Source organism: Porphyromonas pasteri (assembly GCF_014647755.1).
Taxonomy (GTDB): domain Bacteria; phylum Bacteroidota; class Bacteroidia; order Bacteroidales; family Porphyromonadaceae; genus Porphyromonas; species Porphyromonas pasteri.
Window position 1 is genome coordinate 172,436 of the sequence record NZ_BMPU01000003.1, and the last position, 24,303, is coordinate 196,738.

At 54.1% G+C, this 24,303-nt stretch carries 19 protein-coding genes; 5 read left to right on the forward strand and 14 right to left on the reverse strand.

All coding sequences use genetic code 11. The annotated features are described in order from the left end of the window. Window positions 1–2: 2 nt before the first annotated feature. The 5 genes from IEX77_RS05930 to IEX77_RS05950 are packed head-to-tail and all read left to right on the forward strand — an operon-like array spanning window position 3 to window position 4,837. Window positions 3–1,499, forward strand: a complete 1,497-nt coding sequence (locus tag IEX77_RS05930) for an IMP dehydrogenase (RefSeq protein WP_060935776.1) — start codon at window positions 3–5, stop codon at window positions 1,497–1,499. Next, entirely contained in the window at window positions 1,496–2,425 is a 930-nt protein-coding gene (locus IEX77_RS05935) for a tRNA (adenosine(37)-N6)-dimethylallyltransferase (protein WP_188808126.1), read from the forward strand. The genes IEX77_RS05930 and IEX77_RS05935 overlap by 4 nt, the downstream gene beginning before the upstream one ends. Before the next feature lie 25 nt (window positions 2,426–2,450). Beyond that, entirely contained in the window at window positions 2,451–3,251 is an 801-nt protein-coding gene (gene kdsA / locus IEX77_RS05940) for a 3-deoxy-8-phosphooctulonate synthase (protein WP_044115265.1), read from the forward strand. Further along, the gene (locus IEX77_RS05945; protein ID WP_188808127.1) at window positions 3,248–3,925 is read left to right on the forward strand and encodes a DUF3256 family protein; all 678 of its coding nucleotides are present in this window, start codon (window positions 3,248–3,250) and stop codon (window positions 3,923–3,925) included. The genes kdsA and IEX77_RS05945 overlap by 4 nt, the downstream gene beginning before the upstream one ends. 6 nt (window positions 3,926–3,931) lie before the next feature. Next, window positions 3,932–4,837, forward strand: coding sequence for a DUF8429 coiled-coil domain-containing protein (locus IEX77_RS05950; protein ID WP_188808128.1), 906 nt, complete (start codon window positions 3,932–3,934; stop codon window positions 4,835–4,837). Between the two features lie 767 nt (window positions 4,838–5,604). On the opposite strand, the gene IEX77_RS05955 is transcribed toward IEX77_RS05950, so the two are convergent. The 14 genes from IEX77_RS05955 to IEX77_RS06020 all read right to left on the reverse strand — a co-directional run bounded on the left by IEX77_RS05955 (window position 5,605) and on the right by IEX77_RS06020 (window position 23,683). Then, entirely contained in the window at window positions 5,605–6,813 is a 1,209-nt protein-coding gene (locus IEX77_RS05955; protein WP_188808129.1) for a PD-(D/E)XK nuclease family protein, read from the reverse strand. 52 nt (window positions 6,814–6,865) lie between these two features. Further along, on the reverse strand, window positions 6,866–7,423 hold the full coding sequence (locus IEX77_RS05960) for a metallophosphoesterase family protein (protein WP_188808130.1): 558 nt from the start codon (window positions 7,421–7,423) through the stop codon (window positions 6,866–6,868). A gap of 138 nt (window positions 7,424–7,561) precedes the next feature. Beyond that, window positions 7,562–7,864 (reverse strand): hypothetical protein, encoded by a 303-nt coding sequence (locus IEX77_RS05965; protein WP_188808131.1) that lies wholly within the window; start codon window positions 7,862–7,864, stop codon window positions 7,562–7,564. Window positions 7,865–7,903: 39 nt separating this feature from the next. Next, the gene (locus IEX77_RS05970; protein ID WP_188808132.1) at window positions 7,904–8,185 is read right to left on the reverse strand and encodes a hypothetical protein; all 282 of its coding nucleotides are present in this window, start codon (window positions 8,183–8,185) and stop codon (window positions 7,904–7,906) included. Beyond that, the gene (locus IEX77_RS05975) at window positions 8,178–9,092 is read right to left on the reverse strand and encodes a helix-turn-helix transcriptional regulator (protein WP_188808133.1); all 915 of its coding nucleotides are present in this window, start codon (window positions 9,090–9,092) and stop codon (window positions 8,178–8,180) included. Before IEX77_RS05975 ends, IEX77_RS05970 begins: the two co-directional genes overlap by 8 nt. A 189-nt stretch (window positions 9,093–9,281) precedes the next feature. Further along, entirely contained in the window at window positions 9,282–10,667 is a 1,386-nt protein-coding gene (locus IEX77_RS05980; protein WP_188808134.1) for a DUF4302 domain-containing protein, read from the reverse strand. Between the two features lie 6 nt (window positions 10,668–10,673). Continuing rightward, the gene (locus IEX77_RS05985) at window positions 10,674–11,702 is read right to left on the reverse strand and encodes a substrate import-associated zinc metallohydrolase lipoprotein (protein ID WP_188808135.1); all 1,029 of its coding nucleotides are present in this window, start codon (window positions 11,700–11,702) and stop codon (window positions 10,674–10,676) included. 11 nt (window positions 11,703–11,713) lie between these two features. After that, complete coding sequence (locus IEX77_RS05990) at window positions 11,714–13,348, reverse strand: RagB/SusD family nutrient uptake outer membrane protein (protein WP_188808136.1); 1,635 nt, start codon at window positions 13,346–13,348, stop codon at window positions 11,714–11,716. Window positions 13,349–13,375: 27 nt separating this feature from the next. After that, entirely contained in the window at window positions 13,376–16,501 is a 3,126-nt protein-coding gene (locus tag IEX77_RS05995) for a TonB-dependent receptor domain-containing protein (protein ID WP_229770812.1), read from the reverse strand. 1,103 nt (window positions 16,502–17,604) lie between these two features. Further along, window positions 17,605–20,886, reverse strand: a complete 3,282-nt coding sequence (locus IEX77_RS06000) for a S41 family peptidase (protein WP_188808137.1) — start codon at window positions 20,884–20,886, stop codon at window positions 17,605–17,607. Window positions 20,887–21,198: 312 nt separating this feature from the next. Further along, the gene (locus tag IEX77_RS06005; protein ID WP_188808138.1) at window positions 21,199–21,672 is read right to left on the reverse strand and encodes an ExbD/TolR family protein; all 474 of its coding nucleotides are present in this window, start codon (window positions 21,670–21,672) and stop codon (window positions 21,199–21,201) included. Between the two features lie 5 nt (window positions 21,673–21,677). Further along, window positions 21,678–22,295, reverse strand: a complete 618-nt coding sequence (locus IEX77_RS06010) for an ExbD/TolR family protein (protein ID WP_188808139.1) — start codon at window positions 22,293–22,295, stop codon at window positions 21,678–21,680. Between the two features lie 36 nt (window positions 22,296–22,331). Next, window positions 22,332–22,808, reverse strand: coding sequence for a hypothetical protein (locus tag IEX77_RS06015; protein ID WP_188808140.1), 477 nt, complete (start codon window positions 22,806–22,808; stop codon window positions 22,332–22,334). Window positions 22,809–22,834: 26 nt separating this feature from the next. Next, on the reverse strand, window positions 22,835–23,683 hold the full coding sequence (locus tag IEX77_RS06020; RefSeq protein WP_188808141.1) for a MotA/TolQ/ExbB proton channel family protein: 849 nt from the start codon (window positions 23,681–23,683) through the stop codon (window positions 22,835–22,837). Between the last annotated feature and the right edge of the window lie 620 nt (window positions 23,684–24,303).

Below are 24,303 nucleotides of genomic sequence, written 5' to 3' on the forward strand. Positions count from 1 at the left end.
TTATGGCAATATTCGTCAACGAAGTCTCCCGCACTTTCGGGGAGTACCTCCTTATCCCAGGGCTCACGACACGTCAGTGCACCCCACAGAACGTCTCTCTGACCACACCGCTGGTCCGTTTCGCTCGTGGCCAGGAGCCCCGCATCAGCCTCAATATCCCCTTCGTCTCGGCGATCATGCAGTCGGTCTCCAACGATACGCTGGCCATCGAGCTGGCTCGCAATGGCGGGCTCTCCTTCATCTACGGCTCACAGCCCATCGCTGAGCAGGCTGAGATGGTGCGCCGCGTGAAGAAGTTTAAGGCGGGCTTCGTATCGAGCGACTCCAACATCCGCCCCGACGCGACGCTGCGTGATGTCCTCGCTCTGCGTGCCCGAATGGGTCACTCGACGATCGGCGTCACCGAAGACGGCTCGCCCAACGGCCGTCTGCTCGGTATCGTCACCAGCCGTGACTACCGCATCGGCACCACGCCCGAGGATGCGCTCGTCAAGGACTTTATGACCCCCTTCTCCAAGCTCAAGGTTGGTCGCCTCGGCATCTCCCTCAAGGAAGCCAACAACATCATCTGGGAGCACAAGCTCAATACCCTGCCCATCATCGATGAGAACGACAACCTCGTCTACCTCGTCTTCCGCAAGGACTACGATGCACACAGGGACAACCCCATCGAGCTCTCCAATAAGGCTACGAAGGAGCTCCTCGTAGGCGCTGGTATCAACACCCGCGACTACGCTGAGCGTGTCCCCGCCCTCATCGAAGCTGGCGCAGACGTCCTCTGTATCGACTCCTCCGACGGCTACTCTGAGTGGCAGTACGATACCCTCCGCTGGATCCGCGAGAAGTACGGTGACAAGGTCCTCGTCGGTGCTGGTAACGTCGTCGACGAAGAGGGCTTCCGCTACCTCGCTGAGGCTGGTGCGGACTTCATCAAGGTCGGTATCGGTGGTGGCTCCATCTGTATCACTCGTGAGCAGAAGGGTATCGGTCGCGGTCAGGCTACTGCGATCATCGATGTAGCTCAGGCTCGTGACAAGTACTTCGAGGAGACGGGTATCTACGTCCCCATCTGTAGCGACGGCGGTCTGGTACACGACTACCACATGACGCTGGCTATCGCTATGGGTGCCGACTTCCTCATGATGGGTCGCTACTTCGCTCGCTTCGACGAGTCGCCCACACGCAAGCTCAAGATCGGCAACAACATCGTCAAGGAATACTGGGGCGAAGGCTCGAACCGCGCTCAGAACTGGCAGCGCTACGACAGCGGTGGCAGCGAAGCTCTGAAGTTCGAAGAAGGTGTCGACAGCTACGTCCCCTACGCTGGTAAGCTCAAGGACAACCTCGCACAGACCCTCGGTAAGATGAAGGCCACGATGTGCAGCTGCGGTGCTATCACCCTGCCCGAGCTCCAGCAGAAGGCTAAGATCACCCTCGTCTCCAGCACCTCCATCGTCGAAGGGGGCGCACATGATGTGATCCTCAAGGATCGCGGATGATCACCCTACTCGGACCTACCGCATCGGGCAAGACTGCCCTGGCCGTCCGTCTGGCGCATAGACTTGGCTCAGAGATCCTCAGTGCGGATTCGCGCCAAGTCTATCGCGGTATGGACGTCGGCACCGGTAAGGACCTCTCCGAGTACACCTATGAGGGGACGACCATCCCCTACCACCTCATCGACATCGTCCCTGCGGGGACGAAGTACAACCTCTTCGCATGGCAGCACGCCTTCCACGAGGCGTATGCTGCCATCCGCGAGCGAGGCATCCAGCACCCCATCCTCTGTGGCGGCACAGGGCTCTATGCCGAAGCCGTCCTCCGAGGCTATCATCTACCCGACGTAGCGCCCAATCCAGCGCTACAAGAGAGCCTACAAGGGCTTTCGCTCGCCTCTCTCCGTGAGCGTCTTGCTTCCTACGGTCCCCTGCACAATGATACGGACCTCGACTCGCCCCAGCGCGCTATCCGTGCTATCGAGATCGCGGACTATATCCAGCGGGAGCGCCTCGCAGGAGCTGACCACACCGAGTACGAGCCCATAGAGAGCCTCATCCTCTGCATCACCCTTCCCCGTGAGGAACGCAGGGCACGCATCACCGCCCGCCTCCGTCAGCGCCTTGACGAAGGCGATCTCATCGGGGAGGTCCAGCGCCTCATCGACTCAGGTATCGCACCCGAAGACCTCATCTACTACGGGCTGGAGTATAAGTTCGTCACGCAGCACCTCCTCGGAGAGCTGACCCGCGACGAGCTCTTCACCGCCTTAGAGACGGCCATCCATCAGTTCGCCAAGCGACAGATGACGTGGTTCAGAGGCATGGAGCGCCGAGGCTTCACCCTTCACTATATCGACGGACTACTGCCCCGTGAGGAGCAGCTCAGCCAGGCCTTAGAGTACCTCGAGGCGTGGGAGCAGAAGTAGCCCGTCCCATTCTCCCTACCGCATTATGATCCAGTATAAAGACCTTACCGCTGGCCCCAACTTCTTCCTCATGGCTGGCCCATGCGCTATCGAAGACGAGGACACGCCCCTCTTCATCGCTGAGCGCATCGTCGAGATGACCACCCGCCTCGGGATCCCCTATATCTTCAAGGGCTCCTACCGCAAGGCCAACCGCTCGCGTGTCGACAGCTTCACGGGCATCGGCGACGAGAAGGCACTGCGCATCCTACGCCGTGTACGGGAGACCTTCGACATCCCCGTCGTCACCGACATCCACGAGACGCAGGAGGCTGCACTCGCTGCCGAGTACGTAGACGTACTGCAGATCCCCGCCTTCCTCTGCCGTCAGACCGATCTCATCGCTGCGGCAGCACGCACGGGCAAGATCGTGAACATCAAGAAGGGGCAGTTCCTCTCCGCCTCGGGTATGGAGCACGCCGCACGCAAGGTCACCGAGTGTGGTAACGACCAGGTCATCCTCACCGAGCGTGGCAATAGCTTCGGCTACTCCGACCTCGTCGTGGACTTCACGAACATCCCCGCCATGCGCTCCACCGGCTTCCCTGCCGTGATGGACGTCACCCACTCACTCCAGCGCCCCAACCAAGCCAGCGGTGTCACCGGTGGCAAGCCTGCGCTCATCGAGACGATCGCAAAGGCCGCCATCGCTGTCGGTGCTGATGGCCTCTTCTTCGAGACGCACCCCGATCCCGCCTCCGCTAAGAGCGATGGGGCTAACATGCTCCCTCTCGACCTCTTCGAAGGCCTGCTGGAGCGCCTTGTCCGTCTACGTGCCGCCCTATGAAGCAGCTCCGCGCCCTCCTCTTCACCACGCTACTCCTCGTCTCCTCGCTCGCACTGAACGCCCAGACGACGAAGTATGCCGCCATCATCAAGGCCCTCGGGCAGACTGAGCTCTTGGACGAAGACCGCCGCACCCAGCTCGCGACGCTCCTCGTACAGGACTCTGCGCTCAGCCTCCCTATGGAGCTTGACCTCGGAGCTAAGCTCCTCGCGGTCTCAGAGCACAGCCTTCGCCTGCAGACCAGCCCGGTGGGTACGGCAGAGCTACGCCTCCTTCCGCTTGCCAGCGGTCAGGGTCCGCTCACGGCACTCATCGAGACCGTCAGCTCTCCGCAGGTCGATGCCCGCATCTCTTTCCTCAGCGCGAGTGGCGAAGCCCTTCCGTCTACGACGCTCCTTCGCCTTCCCAGCTCGGAGGACTTCCTCCGTGGGCTCCAGCTCCCTATGAGCACGGCCAGCGATCGCCTGCGTGAGCTACTCTATCCGCTACACTATGAGCTCAGCTGGGCACAGGGCACTTCCGTCCCCACCCTCATCGTCCGCCCCACCCTGCTACTCTCGGAGGAGGACAAGCAAAGCGACGAGCTCAAGGCCCTTATCGCCCAGCTCCCCGCACTCACCACGACCTGGGGCGGTCAGTCTTTCGCCCCCTTTGTACGCGCCACAAACCCCTAAGCATAAATGAAAGTCAAGCACGTCATCATCGCCGCCTCGGCAGTCATCATCGCTCTGGTCGCAGCGTTCTACTTCGTCCTGCGCAATGAGCGCTCCCAGCTCCAGGAGGAGAAGGACCTCTTCGCCAGCGAGCAGAAGGAGATCATGCAGGAGGAGCTGCAGAAGCTCGCCTCCGAATACGACATCCAGTATCAGAAGCTCTCTCAGGGTATGGGCGAGCAGAAGATCTCCCTGGCTACCGACTCACTCATCAGCCAGCTCCTCTCCGAGCGTGCTAAGGTCGAGCAGCTGCAGAAGGAGCTCAAGAGTAACAAGGCCACCAGCGCCAAGCGCATCGGTCAGCTCACCCAAGAGATATCTACCCTGCGTAATGTCCTCAAGAACTACGTCATACAGATCGACTCCCTCCAGTCGGCCAACGACCGTCTGCGTCAGGAGAATAGTGAGGTACGCGCCAGCTATGCCCGTGCGACCAATGAGGCGCAGCAGCTCTCCAACGAGAAGGCACAGCTCTCCGACCGTGTGAAGCTCGCTGCGAAGCTCGATGCTACCCGCATCTCCATCACGCCTATGGACAAGCGCGGCAAGCTCAGCAAGAAGCTCGAGAAGACGGTGAACATCCAGATCCACTTCACCGTAGCGAAGAACGTCACCGCCGCCGTCGGGGAGAAGACCTTCTACTGCCGCATCACGCAGCCCAACGAGGAGCTTCTCGTCAAGCCTGGGGCAGGTACCTTCCCCTTCGAAGGCAAGCAGATCCCCTATTCGATTCGTCGCGAGATCGAGTACAACGGCGAAGACACCCCCGTCACGATGTATTGGCCCGTCGAAGAGAGCCTGCAGAGTGGTACCTACCGCGTCAAGCTCTTCGCTGATGGCAACCTCATCGGTCAAGCCTCCTTCACGCTGTAATTCGCGCCTTACGCCATTCCCCCAATAAAGCTCGAGGGGCAGGAGATGCGTATCTCCTGCCCCTCGGCTTTTTAGCTTCTCTTCCAGAGCTCTATCCCCACACCAATACGCCCTCATAAAAGAGAGCGATACGGATAGGCAGTATGAATCTATATTGGTTGCTGCCTCGACCTATATTGGTCAATACGCAAACCTATATAGGTCACGTTTGCGACCTATATAGCTCCACCCAGCGACCAATATAGGTCTACCTTACCTTCCCCTATGACATGGTATGGGAAGGACGCCGATGTAGCTCCTCCCCTCAGAGGAAGCAGGCACTTTTCCCAGCATGGGGGAGCGAATGCACCCAAGGAGGGAAATGAATTTTCCATACTTGAAATCGTCTACTTTCCTCCTTGGGGAAATCCCGACAAGAGCAAGGGGTGAGCCAGCACCATCACAGCTGAGACTTGCCCCTCTTATAGGCGCCCTGTGCGCACCAATATAAGAGGGCATTTCGACCAGTACTGGTTCACGCTCGAACCAGTAGTGGTCACAACGCAGAGCAGTACTGGTTACTACTGCGAACCACTACTGGTTCACTCACTGACCAGTACTGGTCCGATTTTCCACCTCCTACAGCATTGGATTTGAATAGCGCTTATTCACTCTGACAGAGCAAATAAAAGGCATCGGCCTTCCCCCATTGCGGAGGAAGGCCGAGATACCGAATAGAAGGATGAGAAGGCCCACCCTGTAGGGGTATAGCTGTAGGCAGAAGAATCTTATTCGCCTTTCGTTTTCATCTTCTCCTCGTACATACGAATCGCCTTTGAGCGCATTTCTAAGGCCTTCATTACTTCTGACTTAAGGATGCTTACAAACTTCTGACGGGGCAATTCATACCATTTCTTCGTCACTTCCCCCTCTTCCTTTTCAATGCAAATTGGATAGCATACTGCGATGCGTGAGCGACTCTTACCGCGGTTAATCTGAGTACACTTATATTCTTTCTTAAGCGCACTAAATATGTCTTCCCAACCTTCCCTAAAACTACGCTTTACACTTTCTTGACTCGTTTCAGGTTTCCAGTACATATAGCTTACGGCAAACTTAAAAGTCCCAGCTTGGAAAGCTATATCGAAGTGGTCTCCATGATCATCATTCTTCCGTCCGAAGTAGTTCTCAAAGTGGAAGCCCATATCTGCATTTCCCCGACTTTCATCCACATGCCATGATTTGATTCGTGGATCGTTGAGTTCCTCTACCACTTCCTTAATGACATCAAAAAGATAATACTTCTGCATCAAGGTTTCTAGGCCTCGACTTGCGATGTACATCTCATCATCATTAAGAGTCTTCCCTTCATACCCCTTGAACTTGGTCTCCATCCCCTTATTACCATCTTCGAAGACTCGGCGGAAGTTCGCTGGAGCACTTAGGAAGGTCTCAGTAACCTTCGTCATCTGCTGAATAGCTTTGAAGTACTCGTTAGCTATGATCCAATCAGCGTTGCGTGCAGATTGAGCATCGGAGAAGTAGGCTTCTAGCTCCTTGACTAAGCATCCATAAGTATAGTTATGATACTCTGATCCCCCTTGAATTTTCTTCGCAGGCTCTCCGATCACGGTGAGATAGGTGTAATGCTGTCCCACCCCATCGAACTGCTTTTTGACGATCCCCTGATACTTCTGAAGCTGATTACTGTGCTGTGAAGACTTGATCTTGTTCTCCAGCACCCAGCATTCTTCACCATAGGACTCACTCTCTGTAATCCATAGGATATCAATATTCTCCCATTCCAAGCGCATCTCAGCCTTGGTGTAGATACCACGATCTTTGGGGAGACCAAAGAGCGAGTTCAGTACAGCCGATCGCTCTTCCTTCGTGAGAGCTTCGCATTCTTCAGATAGAAGCCAGCCGATGACAGCCGAGTGGACGCGCTCCACATCAGCGAGGGACAGCAGATCAAAGAAGTTTCGTTTTGTTTCCATAGACGGTGTGTTATATGGTTAGTGAATACAATACTAAGATAGCGAATATGCCTTACGAGCTAAGAAGCTCATAGCAACTCACATTGATGAATCGTATAGACAGCTTATCATCTTGATGCTCTCCATAGGCACTATGAATGTGACCGAAGATATGAAGCTGGGGAGGATTCTCTTGAATGGCCTGCGTGAGTAGCGGACATCCACGACCTTCATCCAGATAGCCCTTGGGAGCTCCATGCGTCACAAGAATATCTATTCCCGCCGGTAATATCACCTCCGTATGTAGCCATGGCACAGCTGGCAACCCATAAAAACAAATGCCTCCATAGATATAGGCTCCATCCAGCAGATAGACATTGGGAGGTAGAAGTCTCATCGCACGCTCAGGCTCTATATCAAAGAAAAGGTCATGATTCCCTGGAATAAAGAAGATAATGGGGCAAGGGCATTCACCCAATATCTTCATATAGGCTGCGGCATCCTCTTCTGTATACAACCCAATATCTCCAGCACAGATAATCACATCTGCATTAGCTGGTAGTATGTGATGCTTGCCATGCGTGTCGGAATAAGCATAGATACGCTTACCTCGATAAGTAATCCATTTCATCCTATTACTATTTACTCGAAGGTCAGATCACAGAGGGCCAAGACACAAGCATACAGCCCACAAAAAGAGAGGGCTAGCTAAGTTATACCCAGAGAGTGGCAAGCTCTGATTAAGTAAGATGCTCTACTCCCTCTACGCTTAGAGCTTGCGGATAAGTGAGCCGTTTTCCTTGCGAAGCTCTGCCTTGCCCGAGCTCAGCGTCACGAGGATATCCTTGCCCGAGAAGCGAGCCTGCACTGCACCACTGGAGACGATGGTGCGAACGAGCGAGCTATTCTCCTTGCGCAGCTCAACCTTCCCATTCAGCAGGGTGACGAGCACCAGCATCTGATCGGCATTGAGGTCGGCAAAGACCGCTCCACTACTCACGATTGTACGGATGAGGGTGCCGCTATCCTTACGCAGCTCGACCTTCCCAGACTTGACTTGTACGATGTTCATTTGCTTTCTGTATTTAGTGTTATACGTATGATCAGGAGATTAATCCCACGAAGGCAAGGGGATCGCATACCAGCTGTCGGGATAGACGGAGAGGACAGCGAAGCCCTGCACGAGTGTGATGCCCTGCTCCCTTCGCTCTGCCTCGGTCTGCTCCGCGCGGTGCCACTCTGGAGGCTCTATCACCCTTCCGGTCGAATCCTTCACTCCCCAAAGCCCATTCTTCCCCTCAAAGACGGAGAAGGGCGGGAGTCCATAGGTATCAGGATCGGGCGCTGGCTTAGGCTGGTAGCGCCCTGGCTGGCGTCGTCTTCGCTTAGGCATCGTGATAGCGCTGCTGCATCTTGCCGAGGAGCTCTGCGACTTCCCCTCGCAGAGAGGCAGGGGCAAGCACCTCCAGCTGATCGCGATGTAAAAGGAGCTCTTGGACGAACTCGAAGGTCGGGACGAGCCTTAGCCGAAAGTCCGTGTACTCGCCACACTGTGCGATGACTTCCTGCGAATGATGTAGCGGGAGCGAGGTGAGATAGCCAGGCAGCTCACAGTAAGCACGCAGGCGAATCTCCACAGGATCCACCCCTGCCAGAGCGATAATGCCGTAGTAAGGGGCAAAGAACTCGCTTGGTGAGAAGTCCGCAGGATAGCTATATGCCTTCTCAGAGAGCTCCATCACAGTCACTCGGTCAAGGGAGAGGATGCGGAGCTCCTGGCTCTCCACGATCCGTGCGACGAGATACCATCTGCGCTTGAAGAGCTTTACGCATAGTGGCTCCAGCTCACGAGCATCAAAGCCACGACCTGCAAAGTTGCGGTAGCTGACGCGTAGCACACGCCCCTCACGAAGGGCAGTGAGCACGGTGGAGAGGTGCATACGCCCCGAAGGGATCTCCTCCACAAGGATCTTGTCCGCCAGAGCGCTATGCTCCGACAGCAGAGCGCTGAGAGAGAAGTTCTCGAGTAGCCAGCTATTGAGGCTATTGCCCTGCAGCTCCTCGGGATTGGCGATGTAGTAATAGTTGAGGTTGCGCCCCCTACGGCAAGCGATCTCAATACCGAAGTTCGTCAAGATCGCCTTACAATGATTGCGGAATGTCCGCTCATTCAGCGCCGTGCGAGCATCATTGGCTGAGGCACATTCCCAGGCATTGATGATCTCAGCCAGCGTCATCTGTCCGCGGTATCTCAGCGTATCGATGAGCCAGAGATAGCGCTTCAGCAGTATATCTACCATAGTGATATGTATTGATCTTCTGTCTTTGTAGCACAAAGGTAAGGCTTCAATCGGCAACACCCTTTCCGCTTAATTACGCGTACTAAAAATCTCTCTACGACAGGACAGCTACCCACCGACAGATACGACAAAGCCCCAGCGTACCGAGTAGTACGCTGGGGCTTTGCTATTTAGTAGAGGGAGTCGCTGTTAGAAGCTATGCCCGTTCAGATAGACAGGCATCTGATCAATCGCATGCCCTGGCTCATAGAACTTCGAGGTACTCATCCAGAACTTGCCATTCGCTACGGAAGTGATGCGATACTCATCGTTCCCATTATAGTGCTCTACCGAGATCTTATAGGGAGAGTTATCTGCGATGGCATTGATCATACGCTGCATGGCATAGCGATGGTAGCGCCAGTTATCACCGTTCTGCACGAACTTACGAATGTAGATCGTGCTGGGATCATCGCTGGCAGGAGCAAAGTCAAGGTAATAGCTCAGCCAATAGCCCCCTCGGCGGAGAGAAATCTTGTGGTCGCCCCCATCAGTACGCCCGATGTAAGCGATCTCATCCAAGGGACTCGTATAGTAGGCATCATTCACGGCATCACCGATGATGCTATCTTGTCCAGCGTTGGGACCAGACTGATACTTGGCACCATTGACACGGTTCATGACATCACGGACAGCATCACCACACCAGTACTCGTAGAAGAAGGCACGGACCTTGCTCTTCGTGAAGTCGTAGTCAGTCGACTGGATCGCGATCTTCTGCCCCGAGGGAGAGAGAGCGTGATAGGTAGAGCCGTCCTTCACGACCTTGATCTGACGAAGGATCTCCGTACCGATCTGACCGACCTTGCCCTGCGAAGCATCGCTATCGTCGATCAGATCATCAGCACCGATGACCTCGATCCCTTCTGTAGAGAAGTTGATAGGGATGAGGCGAGGCTCAGCAGAGCCGACCTTGACCTGGAGCTGGCGGATGAGTCCGAAGACCGACATCTTGACCTCCTGCCCACCGATAGTCGTCGTGGCAAGAGCCTTGCCATAGACAGCGTTGCGGATATCCTTGACCTTATGGATATAGGACTCTGCATCCTCCTTGAGGCGGACGAGCATCATCTTATTGCGGCTATACACCCCAGTAAGCTGGATCGTATCCTGGTCAGCGCTTACATCTCCGAAGGTAAACTCGAAGTCCCCCTCCAGCCCCTGAAGGAGCGTATTGCGAGGCTCTGCGTAGCGCCCCAGAGCAGGATTGCGCGTATCGAAGGTCAAGCGGATACCAGCCGTATTGTAGATACGATAGCTGGAGTGGATGACCTCATCGAGATCTTCCGAGTAGGACTCTACGGCCCCACCCTTGTGGAACTTAAAGGCAATGTTAATACCACCGTACTGATAGCTCCCAGGCAGGAGTACCAGACGCCAGCCGTTGGCATTACCCGTCAGTAGGTCCGTCAGCTTCCCCATCTCCTTCGTCAGATAGAGTGCTGGCTTATCGTCTCCCTCAGGCAGATTGTCGTACATCTTACAAGAGGAGAAGAGCGCCATGGCTCCGAGAGCCCAAGCAAAATAACGTCTCATAGCAGTCTAATCTTTAGGGATAGTAGAATAATAAGAGGGAGGAAGCTTCGAGAAGTCGCCCTTGATAAACTCATAGTAGGCCTCCGTAGTAGGCAACTTCCTATAGTCGGCCATCGCACATATACGGCGGTTAGCCTCGGCACGGACGACATCGATATCGAGGTGGTAGTTAGCCTTCAGATACTCCTTCATGATGGCCAGCTTGCGCTCCAGGATCTCACGACCTGTATAGCGAGAGTCGGGCTTATACTTATAGTCAGCCTGGACCATGAGATTCTCCCATTCCTCAGGCAGGAGCACCATGTAGGTACCATAGAGCTCAGCGAAGTCTTCTTCGGGACTCTTACTTGCGTAGTCCGAGATGAAGCCTGCAGTCAGCGAAGAGATACCGCGGATATACCAGTAGGAGAATGCATTGTCCTGCTGGTAGTCTGAGATCGTCAGCTTCAGGAAGGCCTCTGGGACAGGAGTATCCTGGTGGAGGGTATGAGCGGACTCATGATAGAGCGTCTGGATATAGTTATCTCGAGCACGCTGGTAGTAGTAGTTGAAGGTAGATGCCTCGTAGTCATCGGCATCAAAGTAGGGGATATTGAGTCGATTGATATCATAGACCTGGATCATCCCGAAGGGCGCTTCCCCGAGGAGGTTCTGCGTAGGGCCATAGCCGAGCGTCCCGAAGAGGACAAGCTGCTTGATGGTATGGCGCTCAGCGAAGCCCTTGGGAGCTACCTTCTCGTAGACTTCGAAGAAGGTATAGCGCATGAGGTTGAGGTACTTCAGTGCCTGGGCCTCAGAGGCTGGCCCGAGCTTATAGAGGTTACTCGCCAGGCGATCCTCATAGTTGTAGCGGATATCTACATTGAACTTCTTCCCGAAGTAGTTCTGGACGTACTTCTGGACCTCGGTCATCGTCGTCGTATCCAGCGGTGAGAAGATCGGGCGCTTGGGATCGACCTCGTCAGAAGAAGACCCGCAACTCACCAGAGCCGCCGAGAGAAGAAGCGGTGCAATGATCTTATTGAATAGTTTCATAGCTGTAAGCATTAGCGTGGGTTCTGCTGGATCTGTCCAGTGATCGCCTGCTGAGGCAGAGCGATAGCGTGGCGGAGATCAGAGCCGAGGAGTACACCGTCAGCAGGTACTTCGTAGGTATCTGCACCTGCATCGACCTTCTTCCAGCGGTAGATATCGATGCCGAAGCGCTTGATATCCTGCCAGCGAAGACCTTCGTGGAGCGTGAGGATACGACGGCACTGCAGGACGTACTGCAGGAGAGCCTCCGTAGCGGTACCCTCCGTGATCGTAGAGCCATCATGGAGCTTGAAGTGCGCCTTCGTCAGATGCTTCTTAGGCGAACGCGTCGTATTGTCCGCATAGGGAAGGGCATTGTAGTAAGCCACGATCTCAGCCTGCGTGAAGGTACGCTTGGCAAGTCCTGGACGGAGGTAAGCCTGAGTCCAGACATTGAGGTCGGCGAGACCACCAGCGAGATCCCCAAGACGAATCTTAGCTTCAGCACGGTTGATGAGAGCTTCGTCCGTCGTCAGCTGTACCTCGACGCTACGAGAGCCTGTGAGGGTAGGCAGCTTGGGCTGATAAACCTTGTCGATAAAGACCTTGTCGTAGATATAGGGAGCGAAGTTGTACTCGTCACGGTTACGACCTACATTCCAGATATTCTTCCAGAGGGTCTCATCAGCAGCACACTTATTGGAGTGCGTGTAGCGAGAGTTCGTGAAGGCCTCACCACTGGTGGTAGTGAACTGGAAGTCGCTGTAGAGCGAGACCACCAGGAGGTTCGCTGCATTGGTAGGACGATAGTAAGCCAGCGCCTTAGCATTGGCATTAGCAGCGTCGATACCCGTGTAGTTACCAGCCCAGTTACGCAGCTGCGATGCAGGGTTGTCTCCGAGGAGCTTATCCGCATACTCCTTAGCCTTATCTGGCTGGTTGTAGTAGAGGTAGAAGCGCGCAGCAAAGGCGTAGGCAGACTCAGCGGTGAAGTGGAAACGACGAATATCGTTCTGGTAGATGTTATACTTCTCCAGAAGAGGGATGGCCTCCTGCAGATCCTTATCGATCTTCTCGTAGGTCTCCTTGAGGGTACCACGGGGATAGTCGGGCAGGATCGTCGTGACACGCTCTGCGATATAGGGGATACCGAGGTTCGTCGCACCACCCTGACCATCGAAGTTGTAGGGGAGGCAGAAGACGTTCGCCAGCTGGAAGTGCGACCAAGCACGCACGGCGAGGGCTTCAGCTCGTGAGGCCATATTACGGTCACCGTAGTCCTTGGTTTCTTCGATGAGCGTCAGCACTTCGTTAGCCTGAGCGATAGCGTAGTAGTAGGACTCCCACAGCTTGAGCGTCCCATCGTAGTAGGCGGAACCGTCCGTCGTCGTGATAGGCTTCCAGTAGACAGCGAGGTCCTGGAAGTCCTCACGATAGGGGTTACGCGTCTCATCCTCATACGTATTGTCCGAGGAGAGCTCCGAGATATGAGCCAGTGACGACAGCGGATAGGCGTAGGTCAAGAAGCGGCTGATCTTATAAGGGGTATTCCCATCGACATAGTGCCCATCGGCATTCTCGTCGAGGAACTTCCCGCAAGAGCTCATCCCGAAGATAGAGCCAGCGACCAAAGCCAGCCCGAGTAGGCTGAATGATAACTTCTTCATTCTGTATAGATCCTTTATACCATCAGACTAAAGCCCAACAGTAGCGGTGAAGATGTAGGAGTGAGGGGCATAGCTATAAGGCAGCGCACCATTGAGCTTCTTATCAGCATAGATGAGTGCCACATTGGAGGCCTGGAACTTGAGGGCGAGCGAAGAGAGACGCAGGCGGTCTACGAAGGCCTTAGGTACCGTATAGCTCAGAGAGATATCACGCAGCTGGATGTAGTCGGTCTTAGCGATGCGGACATCAGACTTATTGTAGTTTGTGTAGGCATTGCTCAGGTAGGGGTTAGCCTGACGGTGAGCATCCGTAGCGATCACAGGGACGTTCGTACGCTCTTCGTCACCAGCACGCAGCCAGCGGCGGTTGAATTCCTTACCCATGACCTGGTGGTCATTGTACTTCGTAGCGAACTGCTGGGGCAGGCGCATCACGCCACCGAAGGAGTAGTAGACGTAGACACCGAGGCGGAAGTTCTTGAAGCTAAAGCTATTGTTGATACCACCCTGATCGGTAGGCGTCAGAGTACCTGAGTAGAGGAGATAGTCAATTTCCTCGGGATTAGAAGCCGTCCAAGCGACCTGTCCACCACGCTTAGGGCTGGTGATGTGGCGGCCATCAGGCAGGACATCAGCACCGTTAGGGAGGAAGAAGCGAGGATGCCCGTTCTCATCCAGCTTGTAGAAGGGGATGGAGAAGAGTGAGTTCAGAGGGTAGCCCTGACGAGCAGCACCGTCCGTGAGGTTCGTCACTGAGGGGCTGGTATTGAGGCGCGTCACCTTATTGGTATTGCGCGAGTAGGTGATCGAGGTTGACCATGAGAAGTCGCGGGTGCGGATGTTCTGCGTAGTCAGCGAGAGCTCAATCCCCTTGGCACTCATCTGAGCGACGTTCCCATAGAGATAGTCGACGAAGCCACCAGTACCCTGAGGGAATACCTGGTCGATGAGGTCACGACCCTGACGATTGAAGAGGGTGATACCTGCTGAGATACGCTCATCGAAGAGACCGAAGTTGAGGCCCCAGTTGAGCTCATACATCTTCTCATAGGTCAGGTCATAGTTAGCAGGCTCATTGATATAAACCCCAGGCTCGATGAGGTTAGCATCCCCGAAGAAAGGAAGGAGGGTCTTCAGACGAGGCAGTGCGTTGTGCACGTAAGGGATCGTCCCCGACATCCCGTAGGAGAGGCTCATCGAGAGCGAAGACAGGGGCTTGAGCTTGGGGAAGAAGGCTTCTTGATCAATAGACCAGTTACCACCGACGTTCCAAGTGGGGATATAGCGGATGGTGCGAGCACGACCGAACTGGTTCGTCCCTTCGCGGCGGTATGAAGCATTCACACGGTAGCGACCGAGGAGAGTATAGTCGACATTACCGACGAGAGAGACCCCGCGGTCCAGCGTGGGATGGATGCTATAGTACTGCTTGCTCTTGTTACGCAGGTTCGTGAAGAGCAGTGGTGAATAGGTAGTCAGATAACCGAGGTTATAGTTGACCCCATAGGCATCGAACCATTCATTGAGGTGACGCTCTTCGAAGACTTCGAGACCAGCGACAGCCGAGAGGCTGTGCTCGCCGTTGCTACCAAAGGTGTCATTGTAGTGGGCCTTGAGCTGACCGTCGTAGCGCTCATCGATGATATTCTGCGAATTGCGAATACCACCATAGGGCATCACGATCTGAGGCAGAGCCGTGGGGTCATCAAGAGGCTTGTAGAGGTAATCGCTATAGCTACGGATGATACTCTTGCTGATATTGCGGTACACCTCTGCGGCATTGGAGTGCTCATCGCGGTCGGTCACACCATACTGGTCACGATAGCGGAGTGCGCCGAGGGCAGAGAGTCGAAGCTGCGTGATGGGCTGCCAGTCGATGGTAGCCTGCAGAGAGAGGTTAGCCGTCTTGTAGTCACGAGTATTGTGCTGGAGCTCGTGCTTGATATTGAACGGCGTGTAGTCATACGCATAGAAGGTATTGGGATCCAGCGTACGGCTGGCGATAGGAGCATAGCTACCGGGGCGCCAGTCACCCCCATAGTGCACCTTGCCGTAGGAGGCCGTGGAGCGGATACCGAAGCTCCAGCCCTTGAAGGGGCGGAAGTCAGCGTTGAAGTTGAACGAGTAGGTCTGAGAGTTCTCGTACTTATTCCACCCTGGATCAAGGTTAGCGTTGAGCGAAGCATAGTAGTTCGCCTTCTGCGTACCCGTAGAGAAAGTCAGGGTATGCTGGTGACGAATGGCGTGCTGGAAGAGCTCCTTAAACCAGTTCGTATTACGAAGCTCCGCAGCACGCAGGTAAGCAGCACGACCTGCATCGGTATTGAGTACACCGTACTCACCAGTCAGGTCATTGTAATTATAGATGCTATTGTAGAGGTGGCCATAGACCCCATACTGCGAGGCGATGAAGACAGCCTCGTTGTCAAGGCTCTTACCGTTGGCCATCTCATTGAAGACAGCCATCTGGTCCTGAGAGTTCAGGATATTGAACTCACGGTAGGAGGGGATGGCACGGTAGGTAAGCTCGGCCTGATAAGTGAAGGAGTTCGTCCCCTGCCCAGCCTTACTCGTGCGGACGGAGATAACCCCCCCGAGGGCGCGCTGACCATAGAGGGCGGTTGCAGAAGCGTCGTTGATGACCTGGAAGCTCTGGATGTCGCTCTCAGAGAGACCGGGCAGAGCGGCTGCGATGAGACGCTTAGCTTCGGGAGACGCAAGGTCTGCGACGTTGAAGTTCTTGTCTTCCTTATAGATCACTCCATCGATGACCCACAGAGGATAGTAGACGCTTTTCACCGATGTAGCCTGACGCATAGAGACGACCGTAGTGGTCTCCTTCTTTTCAGGGGCTGCATTGGGGAGAGTAACTTGCATGGGCGTGGTCGTAGCTACCAGCTCTACAGTTTGCTTCCCTGTCAGAGTAAAGACAAGGATCGTCTTCTCGGCTACTTGAATTGAGAAGGTACCGTCAGATGCCGTGGTGGTATGCAGTGCCTTATCCTGCTTAGCAGATACAGAGACGCCAGCGAGGGCCTTACCTTCGCTGTCGATGACTTTACCTTTAGCTTGGATAGTCTGCGCACACACGGGCATCGCACCCATGACCACGAGGATCAGGGCGACGAATAGACTACGTAATCGAGTTAGCATAATCAAAGTTGATGCATTGTTGTGTTAGTGCGAATTGCGGTAGCAAATATAGATAAAAAGCTATATAAAGAACCTTCGAAAATAGGCCCAACTTCCTAAGATTTTTAACGAACAAAACATTCCACCTACTCAGCCACTTCCATCACGTCATTCTGCCACATTTTGCCATAATTCAGCCAGCGAAGAGGCACAAACTCCGTCAAAAAGTGATGGCATACTGATCGGAAAATTCTTCACTTTTCACCCAATTTTCCCGTCTCACACGCCTCCAAGAAAGCACGAAAGAGCGCAAGCTATCCCCTACCCCTATATCTCAATGTATGAAACACATCGGGAGAGCGATAGGTCAAGCAATAGGAGGTGCAAGAAGGAGGCTATATGGGTAGTAGAAGAAAGCTATATTGGTCGACGGGCTGACCTATACTGGTCGGTGAGGCCACCTATATTGCTCCACGCGGTGACCAATATAGGTTCGACGAGTGACCAATATGAGACTGTTGCGGGAGAGTGCTGTCCTCTATTTAGAGCGCTATGGCATCGCGCACCCAATCCCCCGATATGCCTCTCCAAAGTGACCGATCAAGCCCTTCGCCTTATCGCGAGTATTCCTCTTATCCAGCGGAAGGAAAAGTGTCCTTCTCATGAAGAAAAAAGCGCCTTCCCGTAGTGGCTTTCTTCTATCTATGCACGTAGTCTTAAAGACCAGGTACGTAAATCCAAATATCCACGTACGTAGATATTAGAGCCACGTACGTAGCCCCAACTTATCTGCCACTCGTCCACAACTTTTATCCATACGCGGAGCAATAACCTAATAGAGATCTCTTCACAAAGCTATATAGCTTCGCACCGAAAGCTATATAGCTTTCTTCGCCATCCTATATAGCTCTACACACGTACTCATATACCTATAGGAGCAGCGACCAATACTGGTTCCCACCCCTACCCTCCGCGCGACTCCACTCTACTGCATAAAAAAGCCCCTCCCACCGAAGGGCTGACCACTCAGGATCAGCCCCTTCGGTGGGAGGGGCAAGGGGGATACCTTGAAGTAGCAAGAGCAGGAGGTCTTCGCTACCTCAAAGGTGAAAGTGCGGGAGAAGTTACTTCTTCTTAATCGTCTTCATCATCTCCTGTACGGCACGCTCGAGCTGGACGTCACGACCAGAGAGGTAGTCGGCAGGCGTGTTGTAGACCTCGATATCAGGCTGTAGCGTCTGGTTCTCCATAGCGACACCATTGACATCGGCGCAGGTAACTTCAGGGATACCGAAGACGATGTAAGGATTGATCTGCGTTTCCCACCAGACGGCCGTCATCGTACCTGCGACAGGCGTACCGATGATCTTACCGAGACCGAGGGTCTTATACACCCAGGGGAAGCCATGACCATTACTGTAGTTCCCTTCGCTCACCAGGACGCAGCTGGGCTTAGTCCACTGCATGATGGGGTCATCACCGATGTACTGACCACGAGGCGTGAAGCGAGAGTAGAGCTTACCACTGAGCAGGAAGACGAGGTCTTCGTGGAGCCAACCACCACCATTGTAGCGGGTGTCGACGATGACTGCATCATAATTACGGTACTTACCGAGGAGCTCCTTGTAAGCATTGCGGTAGCTGTACGTATTCATCGAGGGCACGATGATGTAGGCAATACGGCCACCACTGAGCTTCTCGACCATATCCTTACGCTGCTGTACCCAGCGGCGGTGGAAGAGATCCTTCTGCGTAGACTGACCGATGGGGCGGATGAATTCCTCGAAGCGCTTACCCGTCTTAGGATCGTGGAAGGTGACGCTGACGCGCTTACCGACCTTGCCATTAAGGTAGAGCTCTACGGGACGATCTGCATCGATCACTTCGCCATCGATCTTCTCGATGATCATACCGGCCTTGATCTTGTCACCGAAGTGCGTGAGCGGACCACCAGCGAGGATCTCCTCGATCTTGAGGCCATTGCCCGTGTGCTTCTGATCGTAGAAGGCGCCAAGGTAACCCGTCTGCTTAGCCCAACGCTTGGGGAAGACACGACCACCCGTGTGTGAAGCATTCAGCTCACCGAGGATTTCACTGAGGAGCTCAGCAAAGTCTTCATCATTATCAATGTGGGGGAGGAACTTGCGGTAGGTCTTGCGGTAGTAGTCCCAGTCGACACCATGGAGGTTGACGTCATAGAACTTCTCCTTGACCTGCTGCCATGCGTGGTCGAAGATATACTCACGCTCAGCTGCGGGACGATGCTCAAACTCAGCAGCGAAGCTGATAGCCTTGAGTTGACCACCATCGAGCTTATTGAGCCCAGAGGACGTGCCGACATAGACGGTCTTCCCATCCTGACCGAGCGTCAGACTACCACCACCGACACGTGCGCTGAGGAGCTTCGTAGACTGCTCTTCGAGGTCACGCTCCCAGAGGTCGTAGGAGTTCTCATACTTAGCGATGTAGTAGAGCTTCTTACCATCATCGGTGATGACAGCGTCAGAGAGCGAGCCCGAGGCGCGCGTCAGACGGACCGTACGATGATCCAGATCGGTGAAGTCAGGCGTGAAGCCCTTGCTTTCCTTCGTATCCTTATCATCCTTTGCATCCGTCTTAGCCGACTTCTTCGTGGACTTCTTCGCAGGCTTCTTGGTATCCTTCTTCTCGTCGGTCTTCTTGTCCTTAGTCGTAAGGTCAGCGAGTTCCTTGCGGAGCTCCTTATCTTCCTTCGAGAGCTTGAAGTCTTCGTAAGCCTGGCGGTCGAGGAACATCAGGTAGTAGTCACGCTCTGCACCCCAGCTACCATGACTGCGGTAGCCCGCACGGTCGGAGGAGAAGAGGACGGCCTTGCCCTTCATAACGAACTTACCCGAGCCTTCGGAGTAGCCACTCTCGGTGAGGTTCACGATCTCACCAGAGCCATCAGCCTTGACCATAGCGCAGTCAGGGTGCTGCCAGCCGCCATGACCGATATAGTCAGCGAGGATCCACTTGCCGTCGGGGCTCCAGCGGTAGCTGATATCGCCGTCGGAGTAGGAGTAGTTGAACTTCTTATCGAGGACCTTGTAGTCACGACCGGACTTGAGATCGTGGACGTAAATACCCGTGCGATCACGCAGGTAAGCCACCTTCGTGCCGTCGGGAGAGAAGAGAGGCTGGAAGGACGCTTCCTTATTCTTCGTCAGCTGCGTCTCCTTGATGTCACGCGAATAGACAAAGAGGGGGTCATCCGAGCGATTCAGCTCAGCCATATAGATATTCCACCCGCCATTGCGCTCAGCGGCGTAGACGATCTTCTTGCCATCGTGGCTGAAGTCGACATCACGCTCTTCTTCGGGGGTGCTGGTGAGGCGCTTCGTCGTGCCGTATTCGGTGTGAGTGACGAAGACATCACCGTGGACGATGAAGGCAATTTCCTTATTGCTGGGAGCGACGGCAAAGGACGACACGCCATCACGGATCGTCTCAGGATTGATAGCCGATTCCTCCTGGTCACGGACGATAGAGACATTCACCTTCGTGGGCTGACCACCAGGCGTCTGAGTGTAGATCTCGCCATCGAAGCCATAGCAGAGCGTGCCATTAGAGGCAATAGAGAGGAAGCGAACGGGGTCCTTCGTGAAAGAAGTGATCTTCTTGTCGGCAGCGGCAGCCGTAGCAGCATCACGGTGGTAGACATTGAAGGAGCCTTCGCGCTCACTGAGGTAGTAGAAGCCGCCCTTGCTATCCCAGACGGCATTACGGTCTTCACCGCCAAAGGTCGTGAGCTTCGTGTGCTTACCATCCTTGGAGCGGAGCCAGATATCACGCGTCACAGGAGAGATAGCATGCTTACGCCAGATATCTTCGTAGCCCTTGACGTCGGTGTAGAGGATCTCGCCACCACGCAGCGAAGGCATCAGCATAGGATAAGCACCGTAGAGCTTGGGGCGGGCAATAGTCTTAGAGAGGTCAAGCGAGTAGGTCTGTACGAACCAGTCCCAGGGATACATACCATCCTTGACATCTGGCATGACGTAGGACTGGAAGAGGAGCGTAGAGCCATCAAGGAAGGCGACGGGCACTTCCTTCTCGCTGCTATAGGTCAGGCGACGCAGACCTGAGCCATCAGCCTTGACGATATAGACGTCCTTGCTCCCCTCACGGTCAGAAGAGAAGGCCAGCGAACGGCTGTCGGGACTCCAAATAGGGGTACCGTCATAAGCGGCATTAGAGGTAAGGCGTAGTGCCTGCCCACCAGCCGTAGGTACGGTGTAGATATCCCCCTTGTAGCAGAAGGCGATCTGCGAGCCGTCGGGACTGATCTGCTGATGGCGCAGCCAAAGGGGAGATCCTTTCTCTGCATAAGCCAGAGCTGGTAGAGCCAAAGCCGATGCAAGAGCCAAAGTGAGTATTCGTTTCATAGTCGATACGGATGTGTATAGAGTGGTATGTGCGTGCGGATGGCCTGCATGCGGAGGCTTAAGGCCCACAGCTCCCCAAGCGATGAAAGCGCCCTTGCAGGCTAAAGCTTCCAGCAAGCCGAAGTCTCAGGTAAGAGGCGCTCCGAAATCGAGCACCTATCCCATGAGATATCCCCGTGAGGAAGCCTCCTCTACTCGGGGAACGAGTGTACGGGAGCGAGTGGGATAAAAAAGAAGAGAGCCCCCGAGACACACGGAGGTGCGCTGGAGGGCTCTCTTCTGAGGGAATAATATCGGAGAGAGAAGCGTGACTTAGTCGTTACGCTTACGAGCCGAGTAGCTTAGGTTAAGTGCGTCAGCACGTCGGAGCTCTTCCTTGATCTGAGAGATGATGTTCATCTTCGTATCCTTATCGGCCTTCAGAGAGACCTGCATAAGGCTGCGACGCTCGTCCTTGATCTTCGACTGTGACTGCTTGAGGTAGCTATACACAGCCGTAGGATTCTGCGTGACCTGGTCGTTGAGCTGAATCGCTGAGTTAGACCCGTACATCTCGCGGTATTCCTTGTTGGGCTTACCGACGTAGATGAAGGTAACGAGCGACTTTTCTTCGAGCTTCGTAAGCTCAGTAGCCGTAGGCAGGTTACTGAAGCTCACCTTCGGGGTAACCTCACGGATGGTCGTAACCATCATGATGAAGAAGAGGAAGGCGAATACCAAGTCAGGGAGGGACGAAGTGTTTAGCTCGGGCATCTCACGCCCACCTGATTTACTGAATTTACCCATGTCTTTTACTTCTTTGCAAGGTTAGAGAGAGCCATTTCAGAGATATGCATGGGATATGCATCCTGGACAGACTTCTTCTCGGAAGGGGAAAGCGCCTCAAACGTCTTGCCACCGAACTCCTTCTTAGCGAAGGCATCCCAGACCTCGTTGTAGGCCTTGATGAGTTCGTTCTGGACATTGACGTACTGCTGGTAGCTGGTCTCGACCTCATTCTTGATCGAGATAGCATAACCAGAGGTGATGACGGTACGCTCACCCAGCCCTTCGATCTCACGACGCTCAAGCTCAGGGAGGAAGGGCTTGTTCTCGGGGTTCGTAATGAACTCGACAGCGTAGTCCTTCAGCTCATCCAGCTTGACGGGGATGAGCTGGTCGATGCCAGACGCATCCTTACGCGAGATCACGATCTCGTCAGCGCGGTTGACCAAGAGTCGCATGATGTTGCGGTCATTGATCTCGATCTCCTGCTGCTTCTGTTGCTTTGGAGCCATCGGAGGCAGACGCCTCTTCAGACCCTTATCAGTATCCATTGAAGTTGTAATCAAGAAGAAGATAAGCAACATAAAAGCGATATCGGCCGAGGACGATCCGTTGATGCCAGGAGTCTTTCTTTTCAGAGCCATAATGCTTTTTGTTCTATTCGTTACTGATTACAACCGTTACTTCCCGAGGAATCTCTTGGATACACCGCCCCAGACGACGGCACCGAGGGTGACGACGAAGAGGACGTAGGTGGAGTAGAGCCACATATCCGTGACCTTCAGCCAACCACTGGTGTTATAAGCCTGCGAAGCTTCGTTAAGCCCCTTGATAGCCTCACCACTACCGATAGCATAGCCGAGGATGAGTGAGACGACGAGGACGACGACGGAGATAAGGTTGGACTTACGGGCTACAACGTCCTTGGTCTTATTGGTAGCGATGCTACGTCCAGCGAAGAAGAGCGTCGCAAGGACCGTGACGATGAAGAGGAAGTACGTCCAGTAAAGTAAGATACCCGTAAACGCATAGTCCTTATTGCCCTTAGCGTCGAGCTCCGAGCCTCCCGCGAAGAAGAGGACGAAGATCAGTACGCTGAGCGCCAGGAGGACTAATAAAGTCGTGCTGGATACCTTGCGTATCTTAGTTACAGCCATTTCTTTATTGTTGTTACAGGGTAGGATTACTTGTTCTTCTTGGCATCGTACTTGACGATCAGGTCAAGCAGCGTGATGGAAGCGTCTTCCATACGGTTGAGGATGCCTTCGACGAGAGAGAGGATGTAGTTGTAGAAGATCTGAAGGATCAGAGCTACGATAAGACCACCGATGGTCGTGATAAGAGCGACCTTCATACCACCAGCGACGACCGTTGGGCTGATATCACCGACCTTTTCGATGTTATCGAAGGCCTGGACCATACCTACGACCGTACCAAGGAACCCGAGTGAAGGAGCCATAGCGATGAAGAGCGTGATCCAAGAGAGGTTCTTTTCGAGCAGACCACCCTGTACACCACCGTAAGATACGACAGACTTTTCAGCGATGTCGATACCCTGGTCAGCACGCAGGAGAGCCTGGTAAGCGATAGAAGCGATAGGACCGCGCGTGTTGCGAGCTACTTCCTTAGCCTTTTCGATGTTACCTTCTTCGACGAGAGCCTTTTCGATGTCGCGCAGGAGCTTGTCGGGGTTGACGTTAGCCAGGTTGAGGTAGATGATACGCTCAAGGCAGATAGCCAGACCGAGGATGAGGGCGATGGCAACGGTAGCCATAAAGTCTGCACCCCCTTCGATGAACTTGGTCTTGAGCTCCTGGTGGAAGCCCGTTTCAGCTACAGCTTCTTCACCAGCGACCTGGTCAGCAGCGGGAGCAGCAGCTACAGTAGCGGCAGAGTCAGCAGCGGGAGCAGCAGAATCAACCTGAGTCGTAGCGGCAGCAGCAGCGCTATCTGCATTCTGAGCCGTAGCTACATTAGCCATACCTACAGAGAGGAGACCCACGCAAGCAGCGATTGCGAATAACTTTTTCATGTCGAGTTGTTTTTGTGAGTTAGTTAGTTCTATTTATTCGTTTCTTCTTGTTCCTATAACGTATTGAAAGCACCACAAGCAGATGGAGGAGTACTGCATTCCCGCCATAAGGCAGGGCGAGTGTAGAGCCTTTCGGCATCAAAAATACAGCTTTTCCAACCGAAAAACAAAATCATTGTTCACCGAACTTCAGTTGAGCCGTCTTCCCGCTCCACAAGAGGGCGTCCGATGCTTCGTCTAACACAATAGTATATAGAGACTGTTGCCTATAATCCTGCCCTCTATTTAGAGTACCAAGGCATCGCGCGACCAATTCCCCGATATGCCTCTCTGAAGTGGTCAAGCAAGCCCTCCGCCTTATCGCGAGTATTCCTCTTATCCAGCGGAGGGAAAAGTATCCTTCTCGTAGAGGGAAAAGCACCTTCATGCAGTGAGTTTCCTCTGTCTATGTACGTAGACTTAAAGACTAGGTACGTCAGTCCAAACATCCACGCACGTAGATTTATCGTCCACGCACGTAGCCCAAACTTATCTGCCACTCGTCCACAACTTTTATCCCTATGCGGAGCAACAACCTAATAGAGGTCACTTCACAAAGCTATATAGGAATCAGTCCAAAG